The 12,163-nt window shown below is 59.9% G+C and carries 8 protein-coding genes; 1 reads left to right on the top strand and 7 read right to left on the bottom strand.

Features of this window, described 5'->3' with window-relative positions:
* Positions 1-366: 366 nt before the first annotated feature.
* Complete coding sequence (locus ACTD9P_RS27835; protein ID WP_200431513.1) at positions 367-966, top strand: BON domain-containing protein; 600 nt, start codon at positions 367-369, stop codon at positions 964-966.
* A gap of 295 nt (positions 967-1,261) precedes the next feature.
* Here ACTD9P_RS27835 and ACTD9P_RS27830 read toward each other — a convergent pair whose 3' ends face one another.
* The 7 genes from ACTD9P_RS27830 to panB form a co-directional block, all read right to left on the bottom strand.
* On the bottom strand, positions 1,262-4,195 hold the full coding sequence (locus ACTD9P_RS27830; protein WP_438870164.1) for a DUF748 domain-containing protein: 2,934 nt from the start codon (positions 4,193-4,195) through the stop codon (positions 1,262-1,264).
* Between the two features lie 87 nt (positions 4,196-4,282).
* Entirely contained in the window at positions 4,283-5,299 is a 1,017-nt protein-coding gene (locus ACTD9P_RS27825; protein ID WP_438870163.1) for a class I SAM-dependent rRNA methyltransferase, read from the bottom strand.
* A 56-nt stretch (positions 5,300-5,355) separates the two neighbouring features.
* Positions 5,356-6,225, bottom strand: coding sequence for an oxygenase MpaB family protein (locus ACTD9P_RS27820; protein ID WP_438870162.1), 870 nt, complete (start codon positions 6,223-6,225; stop codon positions 5,356-5,358).
* An 18-nt stretch (positions 6,226-6,243) separates the two neighbouring features.
* Positions 6,244-8,181, bottom strand: a complete 1,938-nt coding sequence (acs, locus tag ACTD9P_RS27815) for an acetate--CoA ligase (protein ID WP_438870161.1) — start codon at positions 8,179-8,181, stop codon at positions 6,244-6,246.
* Between the two features lie 105 nt (positions 8,182-8,286).
* The gene (gene pgi, locus ACTD9P_RS27810) at positions 8,287-9,951 is read right to left on the bottom strand and encodes a glucose-6-phosphate isomerase (RefSeq protein WP_065911187.1); all 1,665 of its coding nucleotides are present in this window, start codon (positions 9,949-9,951) and stop codon (positions 8,287-8,289) included.
* 224 nt (positions 9,952-10,175) lie between these two features.
* A complete protein-coding gene (panC, locus tag ACTD9P_RS27805) occupies positions 10,176-11,027 on the bottom strand; it encodes a pantoate--beta-alanine ligase (RefSeq protein WP_438870160.1) in 852 nt (283 codons plus the stop codon).
* Positions 11,024-11,824 carry a 3-methyl-2-oxobutanoate hydroxymethyltransferase gene (panB, locus tag ACTD9P_RS27800; RefSeq protein WP_438870159.1) on the bottom strand — a complete coding sequence of 267 codons (801 nt, stop codon included), beginning with the start codon at positions 11,822-11,824 and terminating at the stop codon, positions 11,024-11,026. Before panB ends, panC begins: the two co-directional genes overlap by 4 nt.
* Positions 11,825-12,163 lie beyond the last annotated feature (339 nt).

The following is a 12,163-nucleotide window of genomic DNA, read 5'->3' as shown; positions in this document are numbered from 1 at the left end:
CGGACTGGTCTCAATACTGGATACGATAAACCGGCTTAACCGCATAACCTGAACCGCCGTATACGGAACCGTACGTACGGTGGTGTGAGAGGACGGCGGATGTGAATCCGCCTCCTACTCTATGCCCGTGGGAAAGTGCCGGGAAATCAGTCGCTTAGTAAATCCCAAAAACCGCAACTTGCATGCAGGCACGATCGACTTCATGCAAGATGCACGATTTCGAAAATTACCTATTTTCATAAGTTATTGTTTATAAAGGATTTAATTCGGATTGGCGACTTGGCACACTGCCTGCAATAACCCTGTTAACGCTGCAGTATCAAGGTTTACGCACTGCAGACTTTTAATAAAACAGGAGTTACTCGTATGAAGAAGTTCGCTCTCGCTACTGCTACCGCTCTGACTCTGGCCATGGGTGCTAACGTAGCCTTTGCTCAGACTTCCCAAGCCCCAATGACCCTGGCGGCCGGTGAAATGACCAAGGCTAAAGAGTCCACTTCGGACACTTGGATCACCACCAAAGTAAAAGCTGATCTGCTGACCGAGAAAGGCATTCCTGGTTCGGACATCAAGGTTGAAACCAACAAAGGCGTGGTTTCCCTGTCCTCCACAGTCGCTATCTCTGACTCGCAGAAAGCCACTGCTGTAGCGATCACCAAGAAAATCAAAGGTGTTACCGCTGTTTCCGCTGACGGCCTGCTGGCTGGCGGCGCGGTTAAAGCCGACAACGTCGACAAAGCCAAGACCAGTACTTCGGACACCTGGATCACCACTAAAGTGAAATCCGATCTGGTCACCGAGAAAGGTATTCCTGGTACCGACATCAAAGTCGAAACCAACCACGGTGTAGTGTCGCTGTCGTCGACTGCTGCTGTGACCCAGGCTCAGAAAGACACTGCAGTTGCGATCACCAAGAAAATCAAAGGCGTTAAATCTGTATCGGCTGATGGTCTGACCGTTCAGTAACGCTACAAGCATCGTCTGAGCTAGACGGCGGCGGCTTAGGGTGAGTTAGATATCCACCCGATGCACCTCTGGAGTTCATGCGACCGACCACACGGATGTGGTCATTACAGGCCCCGGCACTTGTGTCGGGGCCTGTTCTATTCAGGCCTGGAATACATTTGTATGGCCGGTGGAAATAAAACTGTGGGAGCAGGCTTGCTCGCGAATGCGGTGTGTCAGTCACTGGAAAATGTGCCTGATATACCGCATTCGCGAGCAAGCCCGCTCCCACATTTAGATCTGTTTTAGTTGAATGTTACTCAGCATCCAGATGCATCGGCGTTACCACCCGACCATCTTTCTCCGCCTGCCCCAGGCTTGCATCTATGAAGTACACGCGGTCATCTTCCAACTGGCCTTTGTCCACCAGGTAGTCCTTGATAGTGCTGGCACGGTCCTGCCCCAGTTGGCGCAGCAGTACATCACTGGCGCCCCAGAACTTGATCAAACCATCACGCAGCTTCGCGGTGCGATCATCGCTGCTCAGGTCTTTCCACTCAGCCGGCGGTTGTTGCTTGAGACGGGTGCGGTAGATGCCTTCGAGCAAGGGCGCTTTTTCCTTCTCCGGCACAACCAGCAAGGAAGCCTGGGCTGGCACTTTGTCGCCGCGACGCTGGAGGATTTTGTAGTAGTTGTACTGGTACTCACGCTCCAGGCGATCTGCGGCGATAAACGGGCCATCGCTGCTGGCGGCTGCCGTGCCTTCAATCTCAAGGCGCAGGGCAGGGCGCTCTTTCAATGCCTTGGCCAAGGTGTTCAGGGCACCCTCGGCATCCTTGTTCAGTTCGCTGGAGCCTGCGGCAAACGACACGTTACCCAGGTCTTGCGAGCCGCCACCGCTGACCAGGCCGCCGATAAACTTGAACGGCGCCGTGGCTGCACGCACCACCAGGTTGCGCAGGGTCTGCCACACAATCGGCATGACGCTGAACTGCGGGTTGTTCAAGTCGCCCGTCACTGGCAGCTCAATGGAGATCTTGCCATCCGAGTCCTTGAGCAGCGCAATAGCCAGGCGAATCGGCAAATCGACGGCATCGGCACTGTCGACCTTCTCACCCAGTTGCAATTGCTCAACCACCACCTTGTTTTCAGCCTTCAGTTGGCCTTTGGTGATCACGTAATGCAAATCGAGGTTAAGCCGGCCTTTGCGAATGCGGAAACCCGCGAACTTGCCGGAATACGGCGTCAACGTGGTCAGTTCGACGCGCTTGAAGCTGGTGGCGATATCCAACGCCGCCATCGGGTCAAACGGGTTGACGCTGCCCTTGATCGTCACCGGCGCGTAGCGATCCACTTTACCCTTGATGTCGACGCTGGCCGGTTTGGCCTGGCGACTGTCGATAGTGCCAATCTGCCCGTTGAGTTGCTGGATAGCCGTGGCGAAGTTGGGCGTGAGGCTGAAGTCCGCAAAGTTGGCCGAGCCATCGTTGATCGCAATCTGCCCAATATGAATGCCCAATGGCTTGTCTTTGCTCGCCGCCGGTTTGGCCGCCGACTTGGCGCCGCTGTCAGCCGGTTGCGGGATCAGCAAGTCATCGATGTTGGTGGTGCGGTCATCGTTGATCATAAAGCGCGCATACGGCTGCAGCAGGTTGACCTTGTCGATCGACAGGCTGTCGCCGTGCTGGTAGTTCACGCCTTCGAGTACCAGACGCTGCCACTTGAGGAAGTCGCGGGTCTTGAGGGTGTCCAGGGTGTGCAACTGGTCAACCTGAGCGCGGCCGGTGACCTGCAGCGCCAATGGCTCGGTGCTTTTGAGGTTCACATCCAGGTTGCTGCCCAGCATACCGCTGCGCAGTTCCAGGCGGATAAACGGGCTGATATAGGATTGTGCGACCCGCAGGTCGATGTCTTGGGTGTTCACTTTCAACTTGGCGCTCACCGGGTTGAGGTTGACCTCGCCGGTTGCGCTGATTTTGCCTTGCTTGCCCAGGCCGGTGTCGACCTTCAGGGTAAAGGGGCTCTTGTTGAGGCTGTCGAAGTTCTGCACATCGACATTCAGCGGGCCTAACTCCAACGCAACTGCCGGTTTCGCAGCACGGTCCGCCAGGTGCACTTGATAGTTACGCAGTTGCACGTCCTTGAGCAGTACTTGCCAGGGCTTGCTCGGTGCGGCAGGTGCGGCGTTTGGCGTGTCGGCGGTCGCTGGCGCGCTGGCAGGCTTGATTTCCTTGGCTGGTTTGCTTGGTTGGCTGGCGAACAGTTTCTGCCAGTCCAGTTGCCCATCGGCTTCGCGGGCGGCCCAGGTTTCCAGCTTGTTGCTGCGGATCTTGCCGACCACCACTTGCTGCTTGGCGAGGTCCACCGTGGTTTCGCTGACGTCCAGGCGTTCCAGGCGTACCAGTGGCCGGCCATCCGGCGCCTTGATCGCAAAGGGCGCGATGCTCGCAGCGGTGTTGGTCAGGTTCAGTTCGGTTTCTTTGGCCAGGCTGAATTTATAGTCGGTGCTGAAGTTCAGCACGCCGTCTTCAAGCACCAGCGGCAGGGCGTCACGCACATACGGCCACCAGGCTTTCATTTTGCCGTCGGTGACTTTCAGGGTGCCTTCGGACGTAATCGGCACCAGGCTGAAATTGCCTTTCCAGTCGATCTGCCCGCCTTCAGGGCCGGCGGCCACCAGGGTCATGTCGGCGTTGTCTTCGGGCAAAGTGCTGAGGTTTTTCAGCTCGAAGTCGAGTTTGTCATAGAGGAATTCAATAGGCTCGCTGGGGCGCAGGTCGCGAAAGTACACGTAGCCGCCGGCCAGCTTGATGCTGTCGATACGCAGCGGGAACGGCTTGGCATTCGGGTCGGCCGGGGTCGGCTCACTCGGCGGCAGCTTGAACAGCTGCGCCAGGTTCAACTGGCCGGTTTTGTCGAACAGCACTTCGGTCTTCGGCTGGTCCAGTTGTACGTCGGCCAGGTGCAGCGCGCGCGTCCACAGGCTGTCGATCTGCAAGTTGGCGTACAGGCGCTCGAAACCGACTTGTTCCTTGCCCGGTTCGCCAATCTTCAAGCCCCACAGCGTCAGCTCCAGGCTGAACGGGTTGAGCTCGATGCGCTCAATGCGGGAAGGCACCGTGGCGTAATTGGCCAGTTGTTGGTTGGCAATGCGAAGGGCAATGCCCGGCAGAATCAGAAAACCCAGCAAGCTGTACAGAGCCAGGGCGGTCAACAAGGCGCCAGCGGCGCGGATCAATCCTTTGGGCATGAGTGACGCCATCTATGTAGAACGAGAGTGCCTTGGAGTATGGCACGGGTTTTCGGTTCCGAAGTACTGGGCTCCTTGGGAAAAGTACTACAACTGCAGGATCAGGGTTTTCAACGGTGGCTGTTGATCTTGCGAAGGGAAGTCCGCACCCGGCGTCATGATTTGCCACTCGCGTACCGGACGGCCGGCTTTTTCGGCGCATCGCAGCACCTGTTCACGCCAGTCATCCATGCTGACTTTTGCCAGGTTGTTGCAGCATATCAGCACGCCATTGTCGGCGGTGGCCAGCAGTGCGGGCTTGAGCAGGCTCTGATAGTCGCGCAGCAGGTCGACGGTGCCGAAAGCACTCTTGGCCCACGCGGGTGGGTCGAGCAGTACCAGGTCGAACTGGCGCTGCTCCAGGCGTGGATAGCTGGGTAGCTTCTGCCCGCGACGTTGGGTGATCGGCAAGCCGGCCAGTTGGCGAATCGCCGGGAAGTAGTCGGACTGCACAAATTCCATGGTCGGCAATTGCGGGTTGAGCAGACCGTTTTCGCGCCCGACCGCCAGGTTGCCTTCGGCGAAGTCCAGGTTGCACACCTCACGCGCGCCCCCGGCTGCGGCGCTCAAGCCTACGCCACAGGTGTAGGCGAACAGGTTCAGCACGCTTTTGCCGGCGCTGTGGTCCTTGACCCAGCCACGGGTATTGCGCAGGTCCAGGAACAGCAGTGGGTCTTGCCCGGCATGGCGCCCGCGTACGCGGTAGTTGAGGCCCCACTCGTGGCCGACCTGATCTTCCAGAGCGGCAGGCTCAGCGCGGTACACCGTGTCTTCACGGTCGATGCGCGAGTTGCCACGGGAGCGGTCGTTGTACACCAACTGCAATTCCAGGCCCATGAACTGGTTGACCTGTTGATGCAGGTCCAGCAGCGCCTCGGTTTGCAGTGACTGGTGGAAGGTTTGCACCAGCAATTGCGGACCATAACGGTCAATGGTCAAGCCGCCGGCGCCTTCCTGGCTGCCATGGAACAACCGGTAGCAGTCGGTGCCTAGGGCGTGCAGCTCGTTGATCAGGTCTTGGCGATGGTTGAGAGCGGCGCGCAGCGCCTGATTCAAGGGAGTCATGGAGCGCGCCTTGCGGGTAAAAGAGGGCGCGAAGTTTAACAGTTATAGGCGCCGGGCTACATCAACCCCATCCGCCGCTGGGCGCGTTGCACCGAACCATTGCGCATGGCCCAACGCAGCAAGGGCGCGCTGCGCTTGACCCCGGCGCGGATCATTTGGCGTTGCAGCGGGCTCTGGTGTTGCTCAAGCATGGCACTTGCCCAATCCGGCAGCAGATCGATACCGGCCTGCATCATCAAGCTGCCAAAGGGCTTGGCCAAGGTGCTGGGCGCGGGCGCATTAACCAGAAGGCGCAGCACTTCGCGGCTGCGATCGTCGCACAGCAGTTGTGGACGAATGCGCGCCAGATAATCCGAAATTTCCTGGCGTGAACGCGGAACGTGGCGTGCGCCCAGTCGCTCCGCTACCAAGGCAATTTCAGTGTAATAGCGGTCCTGATCACGGCCCGACAGATGTGGGTTGCGATAACGCAGGTGTGCCGCCAGAAAATTGCTGACCTCCGCCACATGCACCCACGTCAGCAGTTCCGGGTCACTGGCCGCATAGGCTCGCCCATCCGGTGCATGCCCGACCACTTGCAGATGGATGGTGCGCACCTTTTCAATCAGCCATTCGGCGTCCTGGCGTGAGCCGAACGTGGTGCCGGAAATAAACTGCGAGGTGCGGCGCAAGCGCCCGAGCATGTCCTGGCGAAAGTTTGAATGGTCCCACACGCCAGCCAGGGCCAGCGGGTGCAAGGCTTGCAGCATCAACGCGCTGATGCCGCCGATCAGCATGCTGCTGAAGTCGCCATGCACCTGCCAGCTCACAGAGTCCGGCCCGAACAGGCCGGGGTCGCCCTTGGGATTTTCCAGGTCCAACTGGCCGAGTGACAAGCCGGTGAGGCTCATCAGCTGGGTTTCGATACGGCTGCGGATAAATTCCATGGCGACTCTGGGTGGCTCCTATCGGTTCAGGCGTTTGTCGATCAGGCCGTCCACCACGCTCGGGTCGGCCAGGGTCGAGGTGTCGCCGAGGCTGTCGAGTTCGTTGCAGGCGATCTTGCGCAAAATACGCCGCATGATCTTGCCCGAGCGGGTTTTCGGCAAGGCCGGTGCCCATTGGATCAGTTCCGGCTTGGCAAAGCTGCCGATTTCCTTGCTGACCAGCTCCAGCAGGTGCTTTTTCAGCGCATCGCTGGGCTCGACGCCGTTCATGGGGGTGACAAAGGCATAGATGCCCTGGCCTTTGACGTCGTGCGGGTAACCGACCACAGCGGCTTCGGCCACTTGGTCATGCAGCACCAGCGCGCTTTCCACCTCGGCGGTGCCGATGCGGTGGCCGGACACGTTGATCACGTCATCAATGCGACCGGTGATCCAGTAGTCGCCATCTTCATCGCGGCGCGCACCGTCGCCGGTGAAGTAGTAGCCGGGGTAGGGTTTGAAATAGGTGTCGAGCATGCGCTGGGGGTCGCCGTAGACGCTGCGGATCTGCCCCGGCCAGCTGGCCTTGATGGCGAGCACGCCACTGCCGGCACCGCTGAACTCCTTGCCGTGCTCATCCAGCAGCACGGGTTGCACGCCAAACATCGGTTGGGTCGCGCAACCGGGTTTGATTCGTTGGGCGCTGACCAGCGGGCTGAGCATGATGCCGCCGGTTTCGGTCTGCCACCAGGTGTCAACAATCGGGCAGCGTTGCTCGCCCACGGCGTTGAAGTACCAATCCCAGGCTTCCGGGTTGATTGGCTCGCCGACGCTGCCCAGCAGGCGCAGGCTGGCGCGCGAGGTATTCTGCAGCGGCCCGTGGCCCTCACGCATCAGCGCACGCAGTGCGGTGGGCGCGGTGTAGAAGATATTCACTTGGTGTTTATCGATGACCTGCCAGAAGCGCGAGCTGTCCGGGTAACTCGGCACGCCTTCGAACATCAGCGACGTCGCACCATTGGCCAGCGGGCCGTACACGATATAGCTGTGGCCCGTGACCCAGCCCACGTCGGCGGTGCACCAAAACACTTCGCCGTCACGGTAGTCGAGCACGTACTTGAAGGTCATCGCCGCTTGCAGCAGATAGCCGCCAGTGGTGTGCAACACGCCTTTGGGTTTGCCGGTACTGCCGGAGGTGTAGAGGATAAACAGCGGGTCTTCGGCGTCCATCGGCTCGGGCGGGCAATCAGCGCTGGCGGCGTCCAGGGCGGCTTGATACTTGAGGTCGCGGCCTGCTACCCAGTCAAGCTCCGCACCGGTGCGCTCCACCACCAGCACCGTGCTGACGTTCGGGCAACTGGCCAGGGCTTTGTCGACATTCTTTTTCAGCGCCACCGGCTTGCCGCCGCGCACGCCTTCATCGGCGGTGATCACGGTGCGGCAGTCGGCATCGAGGATGCGGTCGCGCAGGGCGTCTGGAGAGAAACCGCCGAATACCACCGAGTGCACCGCGCCAATCCGGGTGCAGGCGAGCATGGCGTAGGCGGCTTCCGGGATCATCGGCATGTAGATGCACACCCGATCGCCTTTTTTCACCCCACGGCTTTTCAGCACATTGGCCAGGCGGCTGACGTTCTGGTGGAGCTGGCGGTAGGAGATTTTGGCGGACTTTGCAGGATCGTCGCCTTCCCAGATAAAGGCCGGCTGGTCGGCGCGTTGCGCCAGGTGACGGTCGATGCAGTTGTAGCTGACGTTCAGTTGGCCGCCGGCAAACCACTGGGCTGCGCCGGTAGTGATGTCCGAGTGTTGCACGGTGTGCCAGGGTTTGATCCAGTCGAGAAAGCCCTTGGCCTGCTCGGACCAGAAGGTATCGGGTTGCTCAATGGATTGGCGGTAGAGGCGCTGGTACTCGTCTTGACTGAGCTGCGCGGCCTGGCGGACGGCATCGGCGTTGGGGAATGTGCTGATATCGAACATGAGCGGTCCTTATTCTTGTTTTGGCGACAAGGCATAAAGATGCACGCTGTGGGGAGAGGGTTCAAGGCCAACGTCCAAACGGACGTTGGCCTTGGTGTACCGGCCTCAGCCGCGGTGACGACCGCGGAAGTAGTTGATCAGGCCCTGGGTCGACGCATCGTCAGCCAGGGTTTCTTCGGCGCCGGTGAGGCGGTTGTAGACACCTTTGCCCAGCTCCTTGCCCAGCTCCACGCCCCATTGGTCGAAGGCGTTGATGCCCCAGACCACGCTTTGTACAAACACTTTGTGTTCATACATGGCGACCAACGCGCCCAAGCGACGTGGGCTGATACGCTCGACCACGATGGTGTTGCTCGGGCGGTTGCCCGGGATCACCTTGTGCGGTGCCAGCTTCTGCACTTCAGCTTCCGGCAGGCCTTTTTCGCGCAGTTCGGCTTCGGCTTCGCTGCGGGTCTTGCCGAGCATCAGTGCCTGGCTCTGGGACAGGCAGTTGGCATACAGCCACTGGTGATGGTCGGACACCGGGTTGAAGCTGACGATCGGCACAATGAAGTCGGCCGGAATCAGTTGGGTCCCCTGGTGCAGCAACTGGTGGTAAGCATGCTGACCGTTGCAGCCGACGCCGCCCCAGATCACCGGGCCCGTATCGGTGGACACCGGCGTGCCGTCCTGGCGCACGCTTTTGCCGTTGGACTCCATGTCCAGCTGTTGCAAATGCTTGGTGATGTTACGCAGGTAGTGGTCGTACGGCAGGATCGCGTGGCTCTGCGCACCCCAGAAGTTGCCGTACCACACGCCCAGCAGGCCCAGCAGCACCGGCATGTTTTGCTCGAACGAGGCGTTCTGGAAGTGCTGGTCCATGGTGTAGGCACCGGACAACAGCTCTTTGAAGTTGGACATGCCGATAGCCAGGGCGATGGGCAAGCCAATGGCCGACCACAGCGAGTAACGGCCGCCGACCCAGTCCCACATCGGGAAGATGTTCTCTTCACGGATACCGAACGCCACAGCCGCTGCGTTGTTGCTCGATACGGCGATAAAGTGACGGTACAGCTCGGCTTCCGAGCCACCCTGGGCCAGGTACCAGGCGCGGGCGGCCTGGGCGTTTTTCAGGGTTTCAAGGGTGTTGAAGGATTTGGACGAAACGATAAACAGCGTGGTCTCGGCGCGCAGCTTCTGGGTCAGCTCGTGGAACTCGCTGCCGTCGATGTTTGCCAGGTAGTGGCAGCGCACGCCTTTGTGGGCGTAGGACAGCAAGGCCTCGGAAACCAGTTCAGGGCCGAGGAACGAACCACCGATGCCGATATTCACCACGTCAGTGATCGGCTTCTCGGTGTAACCACGCCACAGGCCGTCGTGGATACGGCCGACCAGGTCAGTGATCTGGTTCAACACCTTGTGCACGTCCGGCATGATGTTTACGCCGTTGACCGACAGCTTGTCGCCCACTGGGCGGCGCAGCGCGGTGTGCAGGGCGGGGCGACCTTCGGAAGAGTTGACCGGTTCGCCTGCGTACAGCGCGTTGATCGCGTCTTTCAGGCCGACTTCATTGGCCAGGTTCACCAGCAAGGCGCGGGTTTCGGCGGTGATCAGGTTTTTCGAGTAATCGAGGAAAAGCCCGCAGCTGCTCAAGGTGAACTGGGAAAAGCGCTGGGGATCGGCATTGAACGCGTCGCGCATGCTGAAATCCTGCATGGCTTGGCGATGTTGATTGAGCGCTTGCCAAGCGGGCAGAGCGGTAACGTCATGAGGAGTGCGGTAGTACGCCATCGCTGCGGGTTTCCTTTTATTACGGGGACTTGCCTTTAGGACACTTCTAAATCCGGAACGTTGAGTCTTTCATCAGGCGTTTGAGTCCGGTCAGCGCCAACAATGGCGCAGGGCGATTACATTAAACCTAGCGTGTCGATATGTCTTGGCTTTGTCTGCGCTGTCGCCGGTACTTTTTTATACCGACGCAGCGATCAGGGCAACAGGCGAAGTGCCTGGCGGGGTCAGTTGAGGGTTAGATGCAGGTTGTCGATCAGGCGTGTCGCACCCAGGTAGGCCGCCACGAGGATGACGATATCCCGATCCTCAGGCGTGGCCGCGCGCAGGTGCACGCCTTGGCGCACTTCCAGGTAGTCCATGCGCAGCCCGGCAGCTTCAATCTGCGTGATCTGCTCGGCACGCAGCTTGGCGAAATCCTGCTCGCCGCCCTTTATAGCCGCCGCAATCTGGCTGAGGCTGCGGTAGAGCACCGGCGCAATCGCGCGCTGTTCTTCGGTGAGGTAACCGTTGCGCGATGACAGCGCCAGGCCGTCGGCGGCACGCACGGTAGGCTCGCCGATGATCTGGATCGGCATGTTCAGGTCATGCACCATGGCGCGGATGACCGCCAGTTGCTGGTAGTCCTTCTGGCCAAACACGGCCATGTCCGGCTGGACCATGTTGAACAGCTTGCTCACCACCGTGGCGACACCTTCGAAGTGCCCGGGCCGGCTGGCGCCGCACAGGCCTTCGGACAGTTGCGGGACACTTACGCGGGTCTGGCCGGTCATGCCGCCGGGGTACATTTCGTCGACGGTGGGTGCAAACAACAGGTTGCAACCGGCTTGCAGCAGCTTTTCCTGGTCGGCCGCCAGCGTGCGCGGGTACTTGTCGAGGTCTTCGCCGGCGCCGAACTGCAACGGGTTGACGAAAATGCTCGCCACCACAAAGTCCGATTGCTGTGCGGCCTTGGTCACCAGGGTGGCGTGGCCGCTGTGCAGGTTGCCCATGGTGGGCACAAAGCCAATGCGCTTGCCGGCACTGCGCGCGTGGGCGACGGCGGCGCGCAGTTCTCTTACGGTTTTCACGGTGTTCATGCAGAGAACCCGTGTTCGTCGGCTGGGAAGGTCACGGCTTTGACTTCACGCACGTAAGCCGCCAGGGCTGCCTGGATGCTGTCTTGGCCGGCCATGAAGTTTTTCACGAATTTTGGCGCACGGCCGGTCAGCGACAGGCCGAGCATGTCATGTACCACCAGTACTTGGCCGTCGGTGGCCGAACCTGCGCCAATGCCGATCACCGGCACTTTAACCGCCTGGGTAATTTCTGCTGCCAGCTCGCTGGGCACGCATTCAAGCAGGATCATCGCCGCGCCGGCTTGTTCCAGGGCAATCGCATCCGCACGCATCTGGCGCGCCTGGGCTTCGTTGCGACCTTGCACCTTGTAGCCGCCGAGGATGTTCACCGACTGCGGTGTCAGGCCCATGTGCACGCACACCGGAACGCCGCGCTCAGCCAGCAGCCGGATCGATTCCGCCAGCCATACCGCTCCTTCAACTTTGATCATGTGGGCACCGGCTTGCATCAGCTTGCCGGCGTTCTGAAAGGTTTGTTCAACGGTGGCGTAACCCATGAACGGCAGGTCGGCGATGATAAAGGCGCCATTGTTACCGCGTTTGACGCTGGCCGTGTGGTACGCGAGTTCGTCAGTGGTGACCGGCAGGGTGCTGTCATTCCCTTGAAGAACCATGCCCAGTGAATCGCCAATCAACAGCACTTCAACCCCGGCCTCGCAGCTGGCGTGGGCGAAGGTGGCGTCATAGCAGGTCAGCATGGTGATTTTTTCACCTTTGAGCTTCAGGCTCTGCAAGGTGGTCAGGGTAATGTCTGGCATGGAAAGGGTCCTCGTTCAGGCGCTTGGAAACAGCGAGTAACGCGCGTGAGTCTTCGTTTATACAGGCGCACTGTCTTGAGAGCAGTGCTTATAAGGCCTGGATTGCGCCCTTCAGCGCCGGGTTGGCGGCAGCGGGACGCCTATAGTCGTGATGAGGACACGGGAAGTCAATTGGATGTGTTACCGCATTGTTACGAGTGGGGTGTTACCGCTGTTACTGACTCGATTCAGCCTTTGAAAAGCCATTCTTAATGGCGCGTGCGATCAAGTGTGGGAGCGGGCTTGCTCGCGAATGCGGTGTATCAGCAAGCATCTAGGGTGGCTGACCCACCGCATTCG

The sequence above is a fragment of the Pseudomonas onubensis genome (assembly GCF_965653655.1).
Taxonomy (GTDB): domain Bacteria; phylum Pseudomonadota; class Gammaproteobacteria; order Pseudomonadales; family Pseudomonadaceae; genus Aquipseudomonas.
This window is presented reverse-complemented; position numbering and strand designations above follow the sequence as displayed.